This is a genomic window from Vibrio wakamikoensis (assembly GCF_050337275.1).
Taxonomy (GTDB): domain Bacteria; phylum Pseudomonadota; class Gammaproteobacteria; order Enterobacterales; family Vibrionaceae; genus Vibrio; species Vibrio chaetopteri.
Map to the genome: position 1 here is coordinate 24027 of NZ_JAKJST010000020.1, position 23317 is coordinate 47343.

Annotated in this window: 17 protein-coding genes; 7 read left to right on the top strand and 10 right to left on the bottom strand. The window is 47.4% G+C overall.

Annotated features, from left to right (window positions below):
- Nucleotides 1-930 (top strand): N-acetylmuramic acid 6-phosphate etherase, encoded by a 930-nt coding sequence (gene murQ, locus L4C42_RS11520; protein ID WP_353497890.1) that lies wholly within the window; start codon nt 1-3, stop codon nt 928-930.
- A gap of 83 nt (nt 931-1013) precedes the next feature.
- Here murQ and L4C42_RS11525 read toward each other — a convergent pair whose 3' ends face one another.
- On the bottom strand, nt 1014-1367 hold the full coding sequence (locus L4C42_RS11525; protein ID WP_353497889.1) for a DUF2799 domain-containing protein: 354 nt from the start codon (nt 1365-1367) through the stop codon (nt 1014-1016).
- Between the two features lie 278 nt (nt 1368-1645).
- Here L4C42_RS11525 and L4C42_RS11530 point away from each other — a divergent pair, with 278 nt between their 5' ends.
- The gene (locus L4C42_RS11530; RefSeq protein ID WP_353497888.1) at nt 1646-3130 is read left to right on the top strand and encodes a carbon starvation CstA family protein; all 1485 of its coding nucleotides are present in this window, start codon (nt 1646-1648) and stop codon (nt 3128-3130) included.
- Between the two features lie 168 nt (nt 3131-3298).
- Entirely contained in the window at nt 3299-3727 is a 429-nt protein-coding gene (locus tag L4C42_RS11535) for a GNAT family N-acetyltransferase (protein WP_353497887.1), read from the top strand.
- 120 nt (nt 3728-3847) lie between these two features.
- On the opposite strand, the gene L4C42_RS11540 is transcribed toward L4C42_RS11535, so the two are convergent.
- From L4C42_RS11540 to thrA, 4 genes are all read right to left on the bottom strand, one after another.
- Nucleotides 3848-4678 carry an arylamine N-acetyltransferase family protein gene (locus L4C42_RS11540; RefSeq protein WP_353497886.1) on the bottom strand — a complete coding sequence of 277 codons (831 nt, stop codon included), beginning with the start codon at nt 4676-4678 and terminating at the stop codon, nt 3848-3850.
- Between the two features lie 165 nt (nt 4679-4843).
- Nucleotides 4844-6124: a threonine synthase gene (thrC, locus tag L4C42_RS11545; RefSeq protein ID WP_418641739.1), complete on the bottom strand. Its 1281-nt coding sequence runs from the start codon at nt 6122-6124 to the stop codon at nt 4844-4846.
- On the bottom strand, nt 6121-7083 hold the full coding sequence (gene thrB / locus L4C42_RS11550) for a homoserine kinase (protein WP_353497884.1): 963 nt from the start codon (nt 7081-7083) through the stop codon (nt 6121-6123). The genes thrC and thrB overlap by 4 nt, the downstream gene beginning before the upstream one ends.
- 1 nt (nt 7084) lies before the next feature.
- A complete protein-coding gene (gene thrA, locus L4C42_RS11555) occupies nt 7085-9544 on the bottom strand; it encodes a bifunctional aspartate kinase/homoserine dehydrogenase I (RefSeq protein WP_429760591.1) in 2460 nt (819 codons plus the stop codon).
- 418 nt (nt 9545-9962) lie between these two features.
- Here thrA and L4C42_RS11560 point away from each other — a divergent pair, with 418 nt between their 5' ends.
- Entirely contained in the window at nt 9963-10451 is a 489-nt protein-coding gene (locus L4C42_RS11560; RefSeq protein ID WP_353497882.1) for a ribonuclease regulator, read from the top strand.
- A 35-nt stretch (nt 10452-10486) separates the two neighbouring features.
- On the opposite strand, the gene L4C42_RS11565 is transcribed toward L4C42_RS11560, so the two are convergent.
- Nucleotides 10487-10969 (bottom strand): putative 4-hydroxy-4-methyl-2-oxoglutarate aldolase, encoded by a 483-nt coding sequence (locus L4C42_RS11565; RefSeq protein ID WP_353497881.1) that lies wholly within the window; start codon nt 10967-10969, stop codon nt 10487-10489.
- A gap of 95 nt (nt 10970-11064) precedes the next feature.
- Entirely contained in the window at nt 11065-11457 is a 393-nt protein-coding gene (locus L4C42_RS11570) for a DUF3293 domain-containing protein (RefSeq protein ID WP_353497880.1), read from the bottom strand.
- A 329-nt stretch (nt 11458-11786) separates the two neighbouring features.
- Here L4C42_RS11570 and arcA point away from each other — a divergent pair, with 329 nt between their 5' ends.
- Nucleotides 11787-12503: a two-component system response regulator ArcA gene (gene arcA / locus L4C42_RS11575; protein WP_112459845.1), complete on the top strand. Its 717-nt coding sequence runs from the start codon at nt 11787-11789 to the stop codon at nt 12501-12503.
- Nucleotides 12504-12583: 80 nt separating this feature from the next.
- Here the strand turns inward: arcA and L4C42_RS11580 are convergent, their stop codons facing one another.
- The 3 genes from L4C42_RS11580 to mnmL form a co-directional block, all read right to left on the bottom strand.
- A complete protein-coding gene (locus L4C42_RS11580) occupies nt 12584-13051 on the bottom strand; it encodes a hypothetical protein (protein WP_418641740.1) in 468 nt (155 codons plus the stop codon).
- Nucleotides 13048-15399 carry an aerobic respiration two-component sensor histidine kinase ArcB gene (gene arcB, locus L4C42_RS11585; RefSeq protein WP_353497878.1) on the bottom strand — a complete coding sequence of 784 codons (2352 nt, stop codon included), beginning with the start codon at nt 15397-15399 and terminating at the stop codon, nt 13048-13050. The genes L4C42_RS11580 and arcB overlap by 4 nt, the downstream gene beginning before the upstream one ends.
- 68 nt (nt 15400-15467) lie before the next feature.
- Nucleotides 15468-16406 (bottom strand): tRNA modification radical SAM protein MnmL/YtqA, encoded by a 939-nt coding sequence (gene mnmL, locus L4C42_RS11590; RefSeq protein WP_353497877.1) that lies wholly within the window; start codon nt 16404-16406, stop codon nt 15468-15470.
- 525 nt (nt 16407-16931) lie between these two features.
- Between mnmL and gltB the strand changes: the two genes are divergently transcribed.
- Entirely contained in the window at nt 16932-21479 is a 4548-nt protein-coding gene (gene gltB / locus L4C42_RS11595; RefSeq protein ID WP_353497876.1) for a glutamate synthase large subunit, read from the top strand.
- The gene (locus L4C42_RS11600; protein ID WP_418641741.1) at nt 21479-22948 is read left to right on the top strand and encodes a glutamate synthase subunit beta; all 1470 of its coding nucleotides are present in this window, start codon (nt 21479-21481) and stop codon (nt 22946-22948) included. The genes gltB and L4C42_RS11600 overlap by 1 nt, the downstream gene beginning before the upstream one ends.
- The last annotated feature ends 369 nt before the right edge of the window (nt 22949-23317 follow it).

A 23317-nucleotide genomic window follows, 5' to 3' on the forward strand; every position in this document is an offset into this window, starting at 1 on the left:
ATGACAAACGACGCTTTATTAAATGCGCTTTCCCAACTCGTCTCTGAAGGGCGCAACCCGGAAACCATGGATATCGATCTGCTCTCGTCTGAGCACATCCTGATGCGTATGAACCAGCAAGACAGCCTAGTTCCGCTCGCCGTCGAAAAAGTGATTCCAGAAATAGCCGAGGCCGTCGATGCCATCACAGAAGCCTTCAAACAGGGGGGGCGCTTACTCTATGTTGGCGCAGGAACCAGCGGTCGTCTTGGCGTGTTGGATGCATCGGAGTGCCCGCCAACCTTTGGGACCGACCCTGATATGGTAGTTGGCATTATAGCAGGCGGTAAAGAGGCAATGTTTAAAGCCAAAGAAGGGGCAGAAGATGACCCAGTGCTTGGTGCGCAAGACTTAAAAGATATCGTGCTTACCGACAAAGATGTGGTGGTGGGCATCGCGGCAAGCGGCCGAACACCTTATGTGATTGGTGCTCTTGAATATACCAACGAAGTTGGCGCGACGTCAGTGGCACTGTCATGTAATCCCGCTTCTGATATTGCGAATGTAGCGAATATTGCCATTAGCCCAGTTGTGGGACCAGAAGCACTGACCGGCTCGACACGTTTAAAGTCTGGCACTGCGCAAAAGCTGGTTCTGAACATGCTAACTACTGCAAGCATGATCCGCTTAGGCAAGAGCTATCAAAACCTGATGGTAGATGTGAAAGCGACCAACGCAAAGTTGGTTGCCCGTGCAACGCGCATTGTGATGCAAGCGACCGACTGCAACAAAGACGCTGCGACGACAGCACTCAAACAAACGGACTATGATGTGAAACTATCGATACTCATGATTCTAACGGGATTAGACAAAGCCAATGCTGAGAAGCAGCTTACAAAGCAAGACGGGTTTCTTCGTAAGGCTGTGGATAACGAGACAAGCGCTAGTTAATACGTGACCTTAAACTTAAAGCTCATAAAAACGAAAAGGGTTAGCACTAAGCTAACCCTTTTTACTGCGATCGATCGGCGCTATTAAAAGCCACTTTGCTGAGAGTAATCCGTCCAGCCTCGTTGCCATTCCATTCGAAAACGCTGCGCTTCAGGCAGACCTTCACACGCCCCCGTATAGTACTGTCCTGACAAACCAATTTGGTATGCAAAGTCGGCATCACAAAATTCGATAACACCGCGCTGATAACCCGCATCATACTCAGTATGCACCGCTTCACCGAGCTTATTCAAATCTGAATAACTGCGAGATAGCTGACCTCTCACGCCATCTTGATAGCCGATCTGATCCCAGCTACCTTCTTGGGCAAGATCGTCCACACCTTTAGCACAACCGAATGCCAGCAAGCTGGTCGCAACGATGATTAGCGCTCTCATGATTTCCCTTTATGATCGATAAATGTCTGCCGGTAACAATGCCAGTTCTCACGCAGTTTTGCCACTCTCAAACAGCGAAAGTGACCCGCTTCACGCTTTTATTCTGCCACTCAGCCGATAAATTCGACCGCTTAGTTATCAGCAAAACCACTTAACTTAGCTATTGACCACTTAATCAGCTATTTCGCCACTGACCGAATAAGCCAATGTGGAGTTAATTCATCATTTTTATAATAGTTACCAGAAATTAATGTCATCACAAACTAGGGATAACAGTTATGTTGTGGTTTTTAACTTGTGTTGCAGCCTTGATTGGCGGCTACTTTATCTACGGGGCTTTCATTGAGAAGGTCTTTGGTATTAACGAAAAACGTCAAACCCCCGCTCATACGAAAGCTGACGGTGTGGATTACGTTCCAATGTCAACCAAGAAAGTTTACTTGGTTCAACTACTGAACATCGCAGGTGTCGGCCCTATCTTCGGCCCAATCATGGGTGCTCTATATGGTCCTGCAGCAATGCTTTGGATTGTTATCGGCTGTATCTTCGCAGGTGCGGTTCACGATTACTTCTCAGGTATGCTGTCTGTTCGCAATGGCGGTGCATCTGTACCTACCATAACCGGTCGTTACTTAGGCAATGGCGCCAAACACTTTATGAACATTTTTGCCATCGTCCTATTACTGCTGGTTGGTGTGGTTTTCGTTTCAGCTCCAGCTGGCATGATTACTAACCTAGTGAACGACCAAATGGACATGTCGATGAGCATGACCACTATGGTAGTGATTATTTTCGCGTACTACATCATCGCGACAATTGTTCCTGTAGATAAAATCATCGGCCGTTTCTACCCACTGTTCGGCGCGCTGCTTATCTTCATGTCTGTTGGCCTTATCACGGCGGTTGCACTGTCAAGCGAGCACCAAATCATGGGCGGCTTTGAAATCAGTGACATGTTTACCAACATGAACCCGAATGACCTGCCACTTTGGCCTGCACTATTCATCACCATCGCTTGTGGCGCTATCTCGGGCTTCCACGCAACCCAGTCTCCGCTGATGGCTCGCTGTATGGAAAATGAAAAGAACGGTCGCTTCGTATTCTACGGTGCAATGATTGGTGAAGGTGTTATCGCGCTAATCTGGTGTGCACTGGCTCTATCTTTCTTCGGCTCTATCGATTCTCTTGCAGAAGCAGTGAAGAACGGTGGTCCTGGTAACGTGGTTTACAGCGCGTCATTCGGTCTACTGGGTGTGTTTGGTGGTGTGCTTGCCTTCCTAGGTGTGGTTATCCTACCGATTACTTCTGGTGACACAGCGTTCCGTTCAAGCCGTCTTATCCTTGCTGAATACTTCAACATGGAGCAGAAGACACTGCGTAACCGCCTGATGATGGCTATCCCACTGTTCATTATCGGTGGCATCCTAACTCAAGTAGACTTCGGTGTTATCTGGCGCTACTTCGGTTTTGCAAACCAAACCACAGCAGTGATGATGCTTTGGACTGCGTCGGCTTACCTGCTGCGTCACAACAAGCTTCACTGGGTAACCACAGTACCAGCGGTATTCATGACAACGGTAGTGATCACCTTCATCCTGAACAACGCGACACTAGGCTTCGGTCTGCCAATGCAGCTATCAACCATCCTAGGTATCGTGTCTTCACTTTCTATCGCGGGCTACGTGATTAAGAAATCAAAAGGCAAAGGTGATATTGACCTGGCAGATGAAGAGAAACCGACCGGTGAAACAGAGACGGCGTAAGTTATCCCTCAACGCTAAGTTCTACTGAACTCAAAATTTGAGCTGAACACTCTAAAGCCCTCAACATCTGTTGAGGGCTTTTTCACACTCATAGGAAAAGCCTATCAACTCTAGTACTATTTGCGGTCACTATCTTCCAACCCCCGTATAAAGCAGTAGAGGTGCACAATGCCTAATATCGAATTCACCCAAGGTCGCCTGGATGACAAATCACAACGTAAGCTTACTGCAGGTCTTGAGTCTCATAGTCAAATGCAGGTAGCGCCAAACTATGACAAGCAGCATGTCAATTGGACAGTTCGCGATAACAATGGTGAGCTAATTGCTGCATTGACCGCAGACCTTCTTTGGGACTGGATGTATATCGATGAACTTTGGGTCGATGACCGCTGCCGAGGAACAGGAATGGGCAGTAAGCTGATGAAACACGCAGAGCAATATGCCATTATAAGCAAGTTATCTGGGCTTTGGTTGTGGACTCAAAGCTGGCAAGCGCCAGTGTTTTATCAAAAACTGGGATTTGTGGAATTCACACGCTTTGATGATTTTCCAAAAGGCCACAGCCGTATCGGGCTTCGAAAAACACTTAGTAGCTAATTGGAAAGATCCCAACGAAATCACAATCAAAGACCAAGGGGCATTGTGTCCCTTTGCCTTTTTAACTTCAGTCAGCTCTTAAAGACAGATTCTCACCAAAGCACACTCCCAGTGACCAGCTTATGAATACAGCCGAGCTAAGATGAGTGCTCGCTTTTCTTCAGGTACCACTATCCCAAACTCCCGCTCCACAACGTCAAAATAACCGTGTTTATCAAGCTCACTCACTTTAGTTTCTTGCTCCCCCTGACGATGACGAAGTGTGGTATCAAGTAGCGTCACATTACCCTCAGCAGTAGCAAGTGCCGCCGTAATAGACTGGGTAAACACCGCATTGGGGCTAGTCGATGTATAGTGATTGGCGTGCTCGATGTCGCCCTTTGCAGCAAACGCTAAATCTAAGCTATACAGATCCAGCCACCCTTCTTCAACTCTACGCTGTAAAAGGTAGCCAAAGTCCTCTAGCTCAATAAACCGAAACACTTGGAAATCAGCCTGTTGCTCAACATTGGCCACCAGCTTGATGGGCGCACGTGGCGTATTCGAACCAAAGCCGACATCGACAACCCATTGCTCTTCACTAACCGTCACCAGCGTCACTTGATGGCTTCGTCCCGATGGCGTGCCAGAGAGGTGTACGCGAGCAAGCTTAGGCTGAACGTGATAACCTAAAGTCTTAAGCACTTCTAAAAACAGTGCATTGACCTCAAAGCAGTAGCCACCGCGAGAGTGCGTGACAAGTTTTTCAAATCTCACCTCAGATTCGAGACTGATACTGTCACCAGCAAACACATCAAAGTTTTCAAAAGGGATCGTGCGGTGTTGAGCTTTTTGCAGCTTGCTCAAATCGGCATTGCTGGCTAAAAACGTATTTCTCACCACACCGCTATCTACGCCACAGAGCGTGATATCCAATTTATCTAAGTACTGCTGCAACTGGTTTGGTGTCATGGGGGTTCCTGTTGTTTGGTATTAAGCTGATTGGCCACAAGCATAAAACCTCAACCTAACCTGAGGTCAATGATTTCAATTCGGTTTATCCGCTCTTTATCATTTACTGAAGATAAAAAAATGCCCAAGCTGCATAGGCTCGGGCATTGATACCAACAAATCTGATTACTGAACTCGGCGTAATACGGCTTTCAGTGCATCAAAGTCGTTATCAAGATCTTCAGATAACAGCTCCATCACTGCGTGTTTCGCTAGAGGTCCTGGAAGGTCGATGTCTGACTCGAGGATATCATCCACCACTTCTTTAAACTTGGCTGGGTGCGCAGTACACAAGAACAGGCCGGTTTCGCCTTCTTGCAGTTGCTCGTCGAGCAGGCGGTAAGCAATCGCGCCGTGTGGCTCACACAGGTAGCCATGAGCATTGAGATCACGCACTGACTCAGCACTTTGCTCATCCGTCACCATGCCTTTACCTAACGTATCTAGACCCCAACCTTTGATTTGGCATAGCTCTTCGATACGTGGCCAGTTGTTTGGCTGGCTTACGTCCATTGCATTTGAAGTTGTCGCAACCGTTGGCTTAGGATCCCACTCGCCCGTTTCTAGGTAACGAGGAACGGTATCGTTGGCATTGGTTGCCGCAATGAAGCGTTTGATAGGAAGACCTAGTGCTTTCGCCAATAGACCTGCCGTTAAGTTACCAAAGTTACCACTTGGTACCGACACCACTAGGTTCTCACGCTGTTGTTTAGACATCTGAGATGCCGCTTCGAAGTAGTAACAAATTTGCGCCATCAGACGGCTGATGTTGATTGAGTTCGCCGAGTTAAGGCCGATCTCTTCACGCAATGCTGCATCGTCAAAGGCTTGCTTAACCAACGCCTGACAGGCATCGAAGTCGCCGTCTATCGCTACAGTATGGATGTTTTTACCTAGTGTGCAGAATAGCTTTTCCTGCAGCGGGCTGATCTTACCTTTTGGATAAAGGATAACAACATTGATGTCTTCCATGCCGTAAAACGCATGAGCAACTGCCGCACCCGTATCGCCGGATGTCGCTGTTAGGATAGTGATCTTTCCACCATCAGAGACTGCAGCCAGAGACTGAGCCATAAAGCGACCACCGAAGTCTTTAAACGCTAATGTTGGGCCGTGGAAAAGCTCAAGCGCGTATACGCCGTCTTTTACTTGATTGATAGGAGCTGGGAACTGGAATGCATTGTCGACCAACTCATTCACTTTTTCTGCTGGAAGCTCATCACCGATCAGCGCAGACAAGATTTTTGCACTACGCGTGACAAAGTCTTCTGCCAAAAGTGCGTCTACATCATCGAACTTTGGCAGTTCAGATGGGAAAAATAGACCTTGGTTACGACCTAAGCCTTGGCGAACGGCTTGGCCAAACGAGACTTGCTCGTCGTTCTCTTTGATGTTGTACAGCTTCATAGCTTACTTCCTGTTACCTTCGAGCCTTGCTTGTCGAGACGACAAACATGGACGAATCCTTCGTTATTTTGTACGTAATTCTCTTCTAGCCAGCGAGCCACTCTGTCCGCGACATCTTTATCTTTGCAGATGCTAAATAGCGTCGGGCCGCTGCCTGAAATTCCTGTTGCTAGTGCGCCCGCGGTCGCAGCGTATTCACGAGCTTTGCTAAACCCTGGAAGCAGTTTAGCGCGATAAGGTTCGGCGATGACATCTTTGATCATCTTCGCTGCCAGCTCAGGTTGATTCGAGTGACAAGCATGGATAAAACCAGCTAAGTGGCGACCATGGGCAATGATATCTTGTCTGCGATACTGAGATGGTAGGATCTCACGCGCTTCTGCAGTTGACACCTTGATGCCTGGATAAGCCATAACCCAGTACCACTCATCGAAACAGGGGACTTCTTGGCTGATGATACCTAACTCTTCCAGCATCAACTGCACGCCACCTAGGTAGCAAGGTGCCACATTGTCATAATGGATGCCACCAGAAATTTGACCTTCCATCTCGCCCATTAGTGCGAGAAGCTCAGTTTCATTCAGTGGATTACCGTGGAACTGGTTCAAAGCGTCGAGCGCAGCAACAATAGAACAGGCGCTTGAACCTAGTCCAGAACCAATCGGCATGTTCTTCTCAAGCGTCATGTACACAGGCTTGAGTGCCACACCTTTTTTGTCTAGTTCACGGGCATAAACCTTCCAACAATCGTAAACGATGTTCTCTTTTGGATCGCTTGGCAGCTTATCAACAAAACTGCCTTTGGCCGCAAGATCGAACGGCTTATCGCCCGGTCTCACCTCAACACAATCGCCAAGCAAGGTACCATCAACAGGTGATACCGCCGCGCCCAACACATCAAAGCCAACGCTCACATTGCCAATCGAGGCAGGCGCATAAACGACAACGCTATCACTCATCTTATACTCCTAGTTTCCAGCCTAACGTACGCATCACATCAGAGAACACGCCCGCGGCCGTGACTTCTGTACCTGCACCGTAGCCGCGAAGAACCAATGGAATTGGCTGATAGTAACGGCTGTAGAAGGCCAGTGCGTTCTCGCCATCTTTGATCTTAAACATCGGATCGTTTTCATCGACAGCTGCAATACGAACTCGGCACTTACCGTCAGCGATCTCGCCAACGTAACGCAATACTTTGCCTTCTTTAGCTGCGTTTTCTACCAACTCACTAAAGTAAGCATCAGCTTCTGGTAATCGAGCCATGAACTCATCGATAGAACCAGAATCATCAAAGCCTGGTGGCAGAGCTTGGTCAACTTCTACATCTTCAAGCTCGAGTGCCATACCCGCTTCACGTGCCAAAATAAGTAGCTTACGTGCCACGTCCATACCCGAGAGATCGTCACGTGGGTCTGGCTCAGTAAAGCCTTTATCTTTCGCAACATTGGTTGCTTGACTTAGTGTTAGTCCTTCATCCAACTTACCGAAGATGAATGATAGAGAGCCAGACAGGATGCCGTTGAACTTCTCAAGTTCGTCACCAGCGGCAATCAGGTTCTGTAAGTTTTCGATAACTGGCAGACCTGCACCCACTGTCGCTTCATACATCAACTTACGGCGAGAGCTGCGAGCCACATCGCGAAGCTGATGGTAGTATGACATGCTTGCTGTGTTCGCTTTCTTGTTTGGCGTTACTACGTGGAAACCTGCAGCTAAGAACTCAGCATACTGGTTAGCGATATCTTCGCTTGATGTACAGTCCACTAATACAGGGTTAATGATGTGATTACGTTGAACAAGTGCAGCTAGGCTAGAGACGGTGAATTTTTCACTGACATCACCCATGCGATCACGCCACTGCTCAAGCGGCAAACCATTACCATCAAGTAATACACCTTTGCTGTTTGCCAGACCGCAAACACGAATGATGATGCCTTTCTCGGCCAGCTTCGCTTGCTGTCTTTGGATTTGATCCACCAACTCACCACCTACGCCGCCAACACCAACAACAAACACATCTAAGAAGTGCTTAGAATTGAATAGGTTTTCGTGACAAGCTTTGATGGCTTCAGAAATCTTATCTTCTGGAATAACCGCTGAAATCGCGCGCTCTGATGAGCCCTGAGCGATAGCCACAATGTTGACGTTTACTTCAGCAAGTGATGAGAAGAACTGAGATGCGACGCCACGAGAAGTGCGCATACCGTCACCCACAAGCGTCACAATCGCAACATCATCCATAAACTCTACTGGCTCAAGTAGACCGTTTTTCAACTCAAGTTCGAATGCTTCACTGAGCGCACGCTCAGCTTCTAGCTTGTCTTCCTCTTCAATACAGAAGCTGATGCTGTACTCTGATGAAGATTGAGTAATAAGAACAATCGACACACCCGCTGATGACATCGCACCAAATACGCGGCTTGCCATACCTACCATGCCTTTCATACCAGGGCCAGATACGTTAACCATGATGAGGTTAGAAAGCGTGGTGATACCTTTAATTGGCAAGTTGTCTTCGCCAGTGTCTTGGCCGATCAAAGTACCCGCACCCTGTGGGTTAAAGGAGTTCTTGATAAGACAAGGGATATGGAACTGAGCAATTGGGGCAATAGTTTTCGGGTGAAGTACCGAAGCACCGAAGTAAGAGAGCTCCATCGCTTCTTGATAGCTAAGCGATTTAAGAAGGCGCGCATCGTCAACCAGTCGAGGGTCACAGTTGTAAACACCATCGACATCGGTCCAGATTTCACAGCAATCAGCACGCAAGCATGCGGCTAGTACCGCTGCTGAGTAGTCCGAGCCATTACGACCTAGAGTCACTAACTCACCTTTAGCATTGCCTGCAGTGAAACCTGGCATGATGTGTACAACACCCTCAGCAAGCGGATTCGCTCGGAAGTTTTGAGTCGACACTTCAACGTCAACCATGGCTTCTAGGTGGTCGCCGTTGGCAAACAGGTATTTCACAGGGTCGATAAGATCCGCCGCTTGGCCTTTCGCGATAAGCACCGCTTTCATCAACTGGATAGAAATGCGCTCACCTTTAGAGATGATGCGAGCATTAACATGATCTGGACAAGTGCCAAGAAGGCGAATGCCATGGACGAACTGGTGAAGCTGGAACAGCGATGTTTTGACTTGATTGTCAAAATCTGTGCTGTCGATATTCGGGAGGACTTTCTTAATGTTGGAGAACAACTCATTGAATGACGTCTCTAGTTCAGAGATTTGCAGTTCAACTTCACTGTTCTTGAGTGCAGTTTCAATGACTGCTACTAGTTTGTTGGTCGTTTTACCTGGTGCTGATAGCACCACGGCTAAGTCTTCTTGCTGGGCATTGTTGGCGATGATGTCCGCCGCTCTTAAAAAACGGTCCGCATCGGCTAACGATGAGCCTCCAAATTTTAGTACTCGCATCCTTTCCTCCCGAAATACTCAAAACAGGTAAAAAAAAGGCCCGTATCTCGGTGATACAGGCCTTGTTTTTGAATTTCTTTCGTCTACCAGCCTGCCCCAACGATAATGTCGGTAATAATAATGGTGGTCATTACTACGTGCTGGTGATTAAACATAATAGGTCGTGCTTCAGATTCTGTTATGTGCTTACCCATACGTGTACCGCATTTGTTGGCGATTAGTCAATCAAAATTTGTGCTTTTGTTGCTTATCATGTGATTTTTTCTTAAAACCATGAAAATAGCCACTATTGCATTTATATGCACTTGAGATCTTTAGACATAACTAAATGCTATATAGTTTTACAACTTTTTGCTTAGATTCTGTGCTTTAATTAGAAATCAATAAACTATAAAAACTATAACCAAGGAGTGGTGCCATGAGAGCAGTGTCTTTATACGCCTCAGCGTTATTGTTTTTTAGTGGTTTGTTGTTCAGCGCCTCTGCACTCTCTGTTGAGCTTCCAGCGCTTCCCTCTCAGCATAACCAGTCACCCCACAGCTTTTTCTTGTCTTCCGGCAGTAAATCCGGCGGTGCAGACTCATTTGATGTTTGGAACGTTGATAGTGGGTACTCTTATGCCGTGTTTGATTCTCTAGATGTTTACATTGGTGCCCGTCTCAACAATTCAGACATCACCAATGATCGTGGTTTTTTAAGTGGCGTGAACTATCAAGTGTCTGATCGTATCTCTGTGAAGAGTACGCTACGCGGGTATCAGTACGAAGAGAATAATGAAACACAAGGTGCGATGGCGGCCGAGATTTCCAGCCGAATGAGGCTAACAGAAAACCTAGACGTTCACGCCACCTTTGACTTTGAAAAGGTTCAGCAAGGGGTCGAAGTCGGCCTAGGTTTCCGTTTTTAGTTGAGTATCTAGATACTGCTGTTATCGCTCACAAACTAAAATTCCAGTGCTTCTTTACTGATTAGCACGCCATTCCAATCTGAATACACATAGTGACCAGGCTGAACAATTTGATTGTTCATGGTCAGTGTGACATTGATTTGCCCAGCTCCGCGCTTTTCCGTCTTAAATGGACACGCTGCGAGTGCTTTCACCCCAAGATCCATCTCCGACATTGCGGCAACATCGCGAATGGCACCATTAACAATGACGCCTTCCCAGCCATTCTCAATGGCCATGATCGCCAACTGGTCGCCCAAAAGCGCTTTCGCACATGAGCCATTCCCATCAACAAAGAGTACTTTCCCTTTTCCATCGTGGCCTAACACTTCTCGCACCATGGAATTGTCGTGGTAACAACGTACCGTGACAATCTCGCCCCAAAAGGCAGCGCGTTGACCAAAGTTTTGCAGTGGTATGTTCAGCAGCATCACTTTGTCTTCGTGTTGGTCACAAATATCAGGTGTGATATCTCTCATGTTTCCTCCGTGATAATAGCTCAATAGACGCAAAAATAGCCGCACCTTTAGAGAGCATTAAAGTAAAATCCCTTTTCACTTGCCCAGCCAAACGGTCATTGACGCACGTACTGACTCAGCAAGCCTAAATTTTTTTTCGTCTGGTCTTCATCACAGGAGACCAGAAACAGTACACCATTTTCGACCCAGTAGATGGCATTTTGCTCATATTTTTGCGCTAACTCACACGCTTGTGAAAACGAGATGTCCACTGCAAAACTCGCTTCCACCCACTCAAAGCTGGGGTCACCAACGTTTACACTTACATGATGAAAATCTGCTAAATTTCGTTCTAGCTCTCGGTTTTTTATGCAGTTTTCTTCATCACTCAGCTTACGGCTTCGTGGGTTAAAAGCCGTTATAACAGCGTAGCTCTCGCATTCCCACTCAGTGAGAAACCGCATCACAATGCTTGAATAAGCACTCCAAAGTTGTGCATCGATACTCATACTATCTAAAATTTAGCCTCTGCCCAATACTATTAATATTTGTTACAAAGCGCCTATTGATTTAAATCAACAAACTGCATGGAATTAACATTTGACCATTGTTAGCATGCTGTTAACATTATAGAATTCGCCTCAATGACCTAGCAGAATAATAAGAGATTACAGGGATTTCTCGTTTTTTGGCAACATCATGGATGGCGACGTAAAACGTAACTGTTTCAGTGATGGTGAGTAAAAGCTCCAAGAAACATTACCTATATGTTAACTTTTTGCCTAGAATTTATTCTACTACAGACAGAATTTTCACAAGTTTAATTTAGGTACCGCCGATGCAAAGCCCGCAGATTCTTATTGTTGAAGATGAGCAAGTAACCCGTAACACCCTAAAAAGCATTTTTGAAGCAGAAGGATACGCTGTATTCGAGGCCAGCGACGGTCAGGAAATGCACCAGGTGATGTCAGAAAACTCTGTAAACCTAGTTATCATGGATATCAACCTTCCTGGTAAGAATGGTCTACTGCTAGCACGTGAACTACGTGAGCAAGCTAACGTTGCTCTTATGTTCCTAACTGGTCGTGACAACGAAGTTGATAAAATCCTTGGCCTAGAGATTGGTGCTGATGATTACATCACTAAACCATTTAACCCACGTGAACTGACTATCCGTGCACGCAACCTACTGACTCGCTCTATGAGCAGCGGCGCAGCGACAGAAGAAAAACGCAGCGTTGAAAAATACGAGTTCAATGGTTGGGTTCTAGATATCAACAGCCGTTCACTCGTTAGCCCAAGCGGCGACAGCTATAAGCTGCCACGCTCTGAGTTCCGTGCACTGCTGCACTTCTGTGAGAACCCAGGCAAGATCCAAACTCGTGCCGACCTTCTTAAGAAGATGACTGGTCGTGAGCTTAAGCCACATGACCGCACTGTAGACGTAACTATTCGTCGTATTCGTAAGCACTTTGAATCAGTATCTGGTACACCAGAAATCATCGCTACGATTCACGGTGAAGGTTACCGCTTCTGTGGTGATCTAGAAGAGTAATCGACCATCGATTATTGAATATGGAAAAGGGACGCATTCGCGTCCCTTTTTGTTTTTCTCTGACTATTCACAAGCAAAGCTTAATACACGGTATCCACTGGCACTTCACCGTTGACTACCCAGATTTCGCGGCCACTATCGGTTAGCTGCACCGCCACATCGATAGGCTTGGTGATGTTGACTTCAAGCTGCCAGTTGAACGCCACTTCCCATTGACTTTCTGATTGAGTTCTCAACTCAAAATCATCACCTTCAAATTCCCATACCATGTCGTCCTGCTTAAGTACGACTTTACTCACGTCCATCCCAGCAGGCAGCTGCTTATCGGTACGCAGATAGAGCGCCCCATAGAGATTTTGCTCTTTTAACAGCGCCGACGTTTCCCCTACTTTGGGCATCATATCAATCCAAAGCGTCGACTCTAAACGCACCGCTTCTTTTTCAACCATGACAGTATCGCTGGATGCCCAGATAGCATTTCCTGTTGGTGATGACGCACAACCAATAAGAGCGATAGAAAGTGCGACCGCTGAGACTATTTTTTTCATTTTGATTCCCTACTTTCCAACCACGATTTTAGTATCTGAATATCATTCTGATACTCGTTTTTGATCTCTTCAACCCAATCTTCGATATTCTCCCACCAAGCTGGAAGCTCTGGGGACTGTGCTTTTTGAGCAATCGACTGAATACGCTTAAGACCAATCGACCCTGCCGCGCCTTTTATCTTATGCGCTTCAGAGGCGATACCAGGCTGATCTTTGGCCGTCATATTTGAGTCGAGGATATCGATATAGTCTGGCATCATCTGCTCAAACATTGTGATGCTATCGAGTACGGGTGCACTGCCAACAATATCGACATACGACTCCAGCATGTCCAGATCGAGTAAGCGATTAAATACTTCACTGTTGATATTCGTTTCCACTTCTTTTTCCTCTGGTTGCGGCTCTTGCAAGGTGTCGTCACCGTGACATTTGTTAATCACTTCTGTGAGCGCTTTCACGCTGAGCGGTTTACTAATGGCATCATCCATGCCGTTTGTCAGGTACTCCTGCTTATCTTTGAGCACATTGGCTGTGAGTGCCACAAGCGGTGGTACCTCAGAATAACGAGATCTTAGCTCCTGGGCGACATCGAAACCCGTCATATCTGGAAGCTGAATATCCAGCAGCGCTAAATCAAAACTTGCTGGATTAAAGTTCGCTAACGCTTCTTCACCCGTCATGGCAACTTCGACGCTATGACCAAGGCTCTCTAGCAAAGAACGTGCGACGGTTATGTTAAGTTCAATATCTTCCAGTAAGAAAATACGCAGGCTACCTTGTCGCTTCACCTCAACCGGTGCAAGCTGCATTTCATCGGCACATGGAACATTGATGGTCACAGTGAACGTACTGCCAAAGCCCTCTTCACTATCGACCGTAATATCGCCATCCATCATTTGGATAAGCTGTTTCGATACCGCAAGGCCAATACCAGTACCAACCGCGTGCAGGTTGTCTTTGCCCGACTTCACCTGGTAGTACATAGCAAAAATTTTATCGAGCTCTTTTTGCGGAATGCCGATACCGGTATCTTCAATTTCGATCGTAATGTACGCGCGGCCATCCTCGATATCCGCGCTGATGGTCATTACCACGCCGCCCTGCTTAGTGAACTTCATGGCATTGCTCACCAAGTTCCAAATTACCTGACGTAGACGCGTTGCATCAACGACGACGCCTTCCGGCAGGTCGGTTAGCCTCTCAAGGTCGAAACGCAGCCCTTTTTGCTCCGCCATCAAGCCTGAGATACTCTCTAGCTCTGCGACAAAATCTTCAAAGTTCAACGGCTCTGGGAATAGCTCAAGCTTGCGTCTATCAAACTTATCCATGTCGATAATATCGTTAAAGATATGACCAAGAGTGATGGCGCTGACGTTAATCGTTTGCAGCTGCTTGCGCTGCTCACCATCCAACTGCCCATCTAGGAGCATGCGGCTTAAGCCAACAATGCCGTTGAGCGGTGTGCGAAGCTCGTGACTGATGGTTGAGATAAATGTGGTCTTGTCTCTGCTCGCCTTTTCCAATGACTCAGCATGGCGTTTACGCTCGGTGATATCACGGCCAAAGCCCACCAGCCCGAGATGGCGACCATCCTTACTGTAGAACGGCACTTTACGAAGCTCATAGAAGCATTTTTTGCCATCAGGGTATTCCAGCCACTGCTCATACGTCAGTGCCTGATTATCACCCATCACCTTGTGGTCGGTTTCCACGACTTGTTTAGCGACTTCTTCTGAATAGACATCCCATGGAGTGAGGCCGACCAAGTCTTGCTCTTTACGACCGGTAAGCTCCTCCATTGCCTTGTTACAGCCAGAGAACACACCTTCTGCATTGCGGTAGTAAATAAGGTCTGGTGATGCATCGATGAACGAGCGCAGCAGCGCGGTTCGTTCCGCAAGTTCAAGCTGGGTACGTTCACGTTGAAAGACTTCGTTTTCGAGATCTTTCATCGCTTCTTCACGAGCCTCTTCCGCTTTTTGACGCTCTTCAATCTCTTGGTTGAGCTTACGAATGTTTTGCTGAAGTTTATGGTTAAGATCTTGGTCGCGTGAGCGCATCTCCTTGAGCTTAGACACCATCTTAGCGAGACGCTGACGAGATTCTTCAAGCTGATCGACCACAACTGACAGGAAATAGACCGCCCAAGGGGTGATCAATAGTCCAAAGAACACCGAGCGAACAATGTCGATATCATCAACGCGTCCATTGAGTACCAAGGTAATGCCAACCTGAACCACAACGGCCAAGGCGACAAGAGCTAGCGCCAATATAATAGAGAAGCGCACAATACCGAGTTTCACCAATAGGTCGACATAGTATTGCGCGAGATTTTTGATGGGTTTCATTCAGCACTCCGTGCGTTACAACTGGGCTAAGTCTATCACTAAGCCCAAGTTTGCACACGGAAGGCGAATTATTTGAGAACAGGTTTGTGATAAGTAAACGGATTCTCGGTCAGTGCTCCCTGAGCACCTTCTGCCGTTAGAGTTCTGCCAAGTTCGGTCATCGCCAGCCAACGGTTTTCACACCATAATGGTGAGAGCAGCATTGGGCGTCTTGCTGAGGAAGAAACGCGGTGATAAACAATCTCGGCCGGCGTTCGGCGAATCATTTCACTGGCGACATCTAAGTAAAATTCTAGACTTGGCGCTTCAAGGCGTCCTGCTCTCCAAGCTTTCGCCATGGTGCTTCCTTCTACAATATGAAGGCCATGCAGCTTGATGCCATCGGTACCGGTTTCCAGCACCTTTTCTAGCGTCTGTAGATTATCTTGCTTGATTTCGTTCGGCAGACCGACAATCAAATGCGTGCACACTTTAATACCTAAAGCGCGAGCGCGCTTGGTAATTTCATCATAAACCGCAAAATCGTGACCACGATTAATGCGTTTTAAGGTTTGATCGTTCGCTGTCTGCAGACCTAGCTCGAGCCAAATCTCATAGCCTTGCTCAACATAAACGGCAAGTAGCTCTAACACCGAATCTGGCACACAGTCTGGGCGGGTTCCCACACACAAACCAACGATATCCGCGTATTTGAGCGCTTCTTCGTACATGTTTTTCAACACTTGAACTTCAGCATAGGTACTGGTGTAGGCCTGAAAATACGCCAGATACTTCTTAGCGCGCTTAACCTCACCGGCTCGGTCGGTAAGCTGGTCGTGAATAGACTGGATCTGGGTCTCTTCGCTGGCGAAAGAGGCCACGTTGCAGAATGTACAGCCGCCACGGCCAATAGTGCCATCGCGATTTGGGCAGCTAAAGCCGCCGTGCAGGGTTAGCTTGTGAACCTTTTCTCCATATCGACGCTGCAGATCTTGGCCGATGGTATTCACTAACTCATGTAATTGCATGTTCAAAAAACCTACTAATAAGAATGAATCTCACTCTAATTTGTGAAACTAAATTACATCCCTGCAAAAGAAAACCATGAATAGTAGCAATCAGCGTTTTAAACGCTCTTAACCAAAATCAATAAATATGCAGAAAAACAAGCAAAAAACCCGAAATGTTGCACCGATGTTATAAAACATATTCAAAACAAGATAAAAAAAATGTGTAACAGACGTAAGTTTCGTTGGAATTAACGAGGACAAAATTGTAGGATACTTACACAATTCTGCTGTATTTGCCGTTTTTATTACAGTACGAATTGGTAGATTAGGGTCGATATTCTACTCCCACCAACAGATTTCACTAGATTGTGGAATGAAGACATTGAATATCACCACGGAATGTTTTTCTCGCGACACTTTTCCTGCGAGATGCAGAATGGACTCGAACACTGCCCCCTCTGGCAGTCAAGAATCAAAATTACAAAGGACAAGACGCAATCACACACTCTAATTGCGTCTAGATTTAACTGGAAGGAAGTATCTATGGTAGATAGAGAGCAGAATACACAAGGTCTGTATACTCCTGAATTGGAGCATGACGCTTGTGGTATCGGTTTTGTTGCTCACCTAAAAAACCGTAAATCTCACGATGTAGTGACTCAAGCCCTGGATATGCTAGCGCGAATGGAGCACCGTGGCGGTCAAGGTTGTGACCCATGCAGCGGTGACGGTGCAGGTATCCTACTTCAAAAGCCACACGAATTTTTGCTAGAAGAGACCGTGAAGCTTGGCATTAAACTGCCATCGTTTGAGAAATACGGTGTAGGTGTTGTGTTGTTCCCTAAAGACGAACACAAACGCGCACAATGTCGTGACATCCTAGAGCGCAATGCACAGCGCCTAGATCTAGAAGTGATTGGCTACCGCGTGCTGCCAACCGACAACTCTATGATTGGTGCTGACCCACTAAGCACAGAGCCTCAATTTGAACACGTATTCGTAACGGGCGGCCCTGGCTGCACACCGGAAGAACTTGAACGCAAGCTTTACGTCCTTCGCAACTACACGGTTCGTGTATGTCTAGAAAGCGTGTCAAACATCGGTGATGACTTCTACATCAACTCGATGTCTTACAAGACGTTGGTGTATAAAGGTCAGCTGACGACAGAGCAAGTACCTCAGTACTTCTTAGATCTACAAAATCCAACGATGGTGACAGCACTTGCGCTGGTTCACTCTCGTTTCTCTACCAATACTTTCCCAAGATGGCGCCTAGCGCAGCCTTTCCGTTACATTGCCCACAACGGTGAAATCAACACAGTTCGCGGTAACTTGAACTGGATGAAGGCGCGTGAAGCTATCATCGAATCTGACTTGTTCACACAAGCAGAAATCGACATGCTGCTTCCTATCTGTCAAGAAGGTAGCTCGGATTCATCAAACTTCGATATGGCACTTGAGCTCCTAGTTCTGTCTGGTCGTAGCCTGCCACACGCGCTAATGATGATGATTCCTGAAGCGTGGCAAGAAAACAAAAACATGGATCCAACCCGTCGTGCGTTCTACCAGTACCACGCCAACGTTATGGAACCATGGGATGGCCCAGCATCGGTCTGTTTCACTGACGGTGTTCAGGTAGGTGCAACGCTTGACCGTAACGGCCTGCGTCCATCACGTTATACCGTGACCAAAGATGACTTCCTAGTCATGGCGTCCGAATCTGGTGTTGTCGACATTGAGCCAGAGAACGTTGAGTTCCGTGGTCGTCTACAGCCAGGTCGTATCTTCGTTGCTGACCTAGAGCAAGGTCGTATCATCTCTGATGAAGAAGTGAAAGATGGCATTGCAAGTGCTCAGCCATACCAGAAATGGGTGGAAGAGAACCTACTTAGCCTGAAGAAGCTTCCAGATGCGAGCAACGAATTCAGCCAACCTTCTCCAGAGAAATTACTGCACAAACAGCAAGCGTTTGGTGTTAGCTCGGAAGAAGTAAACGAAATCATTGTCCCTATGGCAAAAGATGGCAAAGAGCCACTTTCTGCAATGGGTGCTGACTGGCCACTGGCGATCCTTTCGCACCAGTCACAACATCTGTCCAACTACTTTAAACAGCTATTTGCTCAGGTAACCAACCCACCAATCGACCCGATTCGTGAGCGTATGGTGATGTCTCTGAACACTTACCTAGGTAAAGATCAGAACCTACTGGCAGAATCGCCAGAGCACTGCCAAAAAGTTGAGCTTGAGTCTCCTGTTCTGTCTAACTCAGAACTTGAGAAGTTGCGTGCTATCGATAATGAGCACCTACAAGCTAAGACACTGGATATCGTATTCCAAGCTAGCGAAGACGAAGGCAAGCTAGAGCGCGCCCTAAAACGTATCTGCCAATACGCGGAAGACGCGGTTATCGATGGTTACTCAATCATCTTGCTAACTGACCGTGCCGTGAACTCTAACCACGCCGCTATCCCAGCGATGCTGGCGGTTGGCGCAGTTCACCACCACCTAATCCGTAAAGGCTTGCGTGCTAAGTGTGACATCGTGGTTGAAACGGGCGACGCACGTGAAACGCACCACTTTGCAACACTAGTGGGCTACGGCGCGAACGCAGTGAACCCATACCTAGTTATCGAAACTATGGTAGAGCTACAGCGCACTAAGAAGCTTGATCCAGAAGCTAGCATCTCTGAGTTGTTCGAGAACTACCGTAAGTCTATCAACGGCGGTCTTCTGAAGATCTTCTCGAAGATGGGTATCTCAACGCTGCAGTCTTACCACGGTGCACAGATCTTCGAGGCACTTGGCGTAAGCAAGTCAGTGGTTGAGAAATACTTCACTGGCACGGTTTCTCGTATTCAAGGTCTAACCATTGATGACATCGCGAGAGAAGTACTGATCCGTCACCGTGTTGGCTTCCCAACGCGTGAGATCCCAGTACAAGTTCTTGATGTCGGTGGTGTTTACCAGTGGAAACAACGTGGTGAGAAACACCTGTTTAACCCAGAAACTATCTCGCTACTACAAGAGTCGACTCGCAGCAAAAATTACGCTCAGTTTAAGCAATACGCGAAAGCGGTTGATGACCAAGGCGACAACGCTGCAACACTGCGTAGCCAGCTAGACTTTGTTAAGAACCCAGCAGGTTCAATCCCTCTAGAGGAAGTTGAGCCAATTGAAAGCATCCTTAAGCGTTTTGCAACGGGTGCAATGTCGTTCGGCTCTATCTCGTACGAAGCTCACTCTACTCTTGCTGTAGCAATGAACCGCATTGGCGCTAAGTCGAACTCAGGCGAAGGTGGTGAAGACCCAACTCGTTTCGAACGTAAAGAAAACGGCGATTGGGAACGCTCTGCGATCAAGCAGGTTGCATCAGGTCGCTTTGGTGTTACCTCTTACTACCTAACCAACTCTGAAGAAATTCAGATCAAGATGGCACAGGGTGCAAAACCGGGCGAAGGTGGTCAGCTACCAGGTGATAAAGTCGATGACTGGATCGGTGCGACTCGTCACTCCACTCCAGGCGTTGGTCTAATCTCGCCACCGCCGCACCACGATATCTACTCAATCGAAGATTTGGCTCAGCTGATCTACGACTTGAAGAATGCGAACCGTGCTGGTCGCGTAAACGTAAAACTGGTATCGGAAGCAGGCGTTGGTACTATCGCCTCAGGTGTAGCGAAAGCGAAAGCGGACGTTGTCCTTATTGCAGGTTTCGATGGTGGTACAGGTGCATCACCAATGTCTTCCATTCGCCACACTGGTCTTCCTTGGGAGCTCGGTTTGGCAGAAACACACCAAACGCTTCTGAAGAACGGTCTACGTAACCGTATCGTGGTTCAATCTGATGGTCAGATGAAAACGCCACGTGACCTTGCCGTTGCGACCTTGCTAGGTGCAGAGGAATGGGGTGTAGCAACAGCCGCTCTGGTTGTTGAAGGCTGTATCATGATGCGTAAGTGTCACAAGAACACCTGTCCTGTCGGTATCGCAACACAAAACAAAACGCTACGTGAGCGCTTTGATGGCCGCGTAGAAGATGTCGTCACCTTCTTCCAATACATGGCTGAAGGCCTGCGTGAAGTAATGGCAGAGCTTGGGTTCCGCACTATCGACGAAATGGTTGGTCAGTCTCAGAAACTGAAGATCCGTGACGACATCGGCCACTGGAAATACAAGAACCTAGACCTATCGCCAGTTCTGCACATTCAACCTGCACGTGAAGAAGACGGTGTTTACAACCAAACAGAGCAAAACCATAACCTAGAACAGGTTCTAGACCGTAAGTTGATTCAAGCGGCTATCCCAGCACTTGAGAAGGGTGAAGCCGTTAACGCTGAATTCCCAATCATCAACACGGATCGCTCTGCAGGTACCATGCTATCGAACGAAATCTCTAAAGTTTACAAAGACCAGGGTCTACCACAGCCAATGAACGTTAAGTTTAACGGCAGCGCTGGTCAGTCATTCGGTGCTTTCCTTGCTAAGGGCGTGAAGTTCGAAGTAGAAGGTGACGCGAACGATTACTGGGGTAAAGGTCTATCTGGCGGTACGCTAGTACTGTACCCAGATGCGAAATCGAGCATTGTTGCTGAAGACAACATCGTTGTTGGTAACGTTTGTTTCTACGGTGCAACGTCTGGTGAATCGTACATCCGCGGTATGGCTGGCGAGCGCTTCTGTGTTCGTAACTCTGGCGCGAAAGTTGTGGTTGAAGGCGTGGGTGACCACGGCTGTGAATACATGACTGGCGGTGTGGCGGTTATCTTAGGCTCAACAGGTCGTAACTTTGCTGCCGGCATGAGTGGTGGTGTGGCATATGTTTGGGATAAAGCCGGTGACTTTGAAACCAAGCTAAACCCAGAATTGGTCGACCTAGACCCAATCGAACAAGAAGATCGCGAACTACTACTAGACATGCTAACTAAGCATGTGGAGTTCACAGGAAGTGAAGTCGCTCAGTCGTTCTTAGACAACTTTGAAGCCAGCATTGCATCGCTAGTGAAAGTGATGCCACGCGACTACAAAGCGGTGCTACTAAAGCGCAAAGCAGAAGCTGAGCAAGCTCAAACGGAAGAAGTGGAGGCAGTATAATGGGTAAGCCTACTGGATTTTTAGAACATGGTCGCGAGCTTCCAGGGAAGCTCGACCCAGCAGTTCGTATTGAAGACAACAAAGAGTTCGTTCTTAACGAAGAGTTTGGCGATAAGATCAATACTCAGGCTTCTCGTTGTATGGATTGTGGCGTACCTTTCTGTCACAACGGTTGCCCTATCGGCAACATCATCCCTGAGTTTAACGATGCCGTGTATCGTGACAGCTGGGAAGAAGCTTGGCGCATCCTAAGCACAACAAACAACTTCCCAGAGTTTACAGGTCGTGTGTGTCCTGCTCCGTGTGAAAGTGCCTGTGTACTTGGTATTAACCAAGACCCAATCACTATCTGTAACATTGAGAAGACGATCGTTGAAACGGCTTACCGTGAAGGCTATGCGAAACCAAAAACGCCTCGCTCTCGTACGGGTAAAACGGTGGCTATCATTGGTTCAGGTCCTGCGGGCCTGTCTGCGGCTGAGCAGCTAAACAGCGCTGGTCACTCAGTGACAGTGTTTGAACGCGATGAGAAAGTCGGTGGGCTATTGCGCTTTGGTATTCCTGACTTCAAATTAGGCATGGATATCATTGACCGTAAGATCAACCTAATGGCTGAAGCGGGCGTTGAGTTCAAGGTTAACCAACACATCGGTGTTGATGTAAACGCTGCGCAGCTTCGTCAAGAGTTTGATGTTGTGCTGCTAACCGGTGGCTCTACTGTACCTCGCGACCTACCGGTTCCAGGACGTGAGCTGAACGGCGTTCACTTTGCGATGGAATTCCTAGCGCAAAACAACCGCCGTGCTAACGACATGGATCTGAAAGGTGAAGAGATCCACGCGAAAGATAAGCATGTAGTGGTCATCGGTGGTGGTGATACTGGCTCTGACTGTGTAGGTACTTCTAACCGTCATAAAGCAGCAAGCGTCACTCAGGTAGAAATCATGCCAATTCCGCCAGAGAAGCGCCCAGCTAACATGCCTTGGCCGCAATACCCAATGATCATGAAGACCACAACTTCTCACGAAGAAGGCTGTGATCGTCATTGGAACATCCTAACCAAAGAGTTTATCGGTAACGATGAAGGTCAAGTAACGGGTCTTCGTATCGCTGATATCGTTTGGCAAGATGCCGCTCCAGGTGAGCGTCCTGGGTTTGATGAAGTAGCCGGCTCTGAACGTGTGATCCCATGTGACATGGCGTTCCTAGCAATGGGCTTCCTACACCCAGAACCTACCGGTGTGCTGGCTCAGCTTGACATCAAACTGGATGAGCGTGGCAACGTTGCTGCAGAGAACTTCCAAACTAACCAACAAGGTGTATTTGCCGCAGGTGACATGCGTACTGGCCAGTCTCTGGTTGTACGCTGTATCAACGAAGGCCGTGAGTGTGCGCGTGCTATCGATGAATACCTAATGGGCAACACTAACCTAGAAGCGAAAGCCAACTCGTTGATGCTTTCCGCTTAAAGGTAGACTGTCTAGTTACGCGGATAAGTAATTAACAGCATTCCTTCCTAATTTGGCCAGCTTTATGCTGGCCTTTTTTCTATCTATAACTCAGCCTAGGCAAAAGCACATCATTGACGGGCGACACGCATAAATCACGCGCAACTTGTTAACCTTATCTCCTTTTACACAGCAACCGACTGTAAAGTAACTAGATTATTTGTTTGTTTTTTCGAGACATACACAACAAATTTCTGAAAACTTGACCTTTCTTGCCATAAGCTATACGTTGTGAAGTTCGTGAAAATAAAATAAATGCAATTTGTTAATAACTAACAGTTAAAAATTTGACTCACATAACAATAAAAAGTCATTAAAAAGCATTAATTT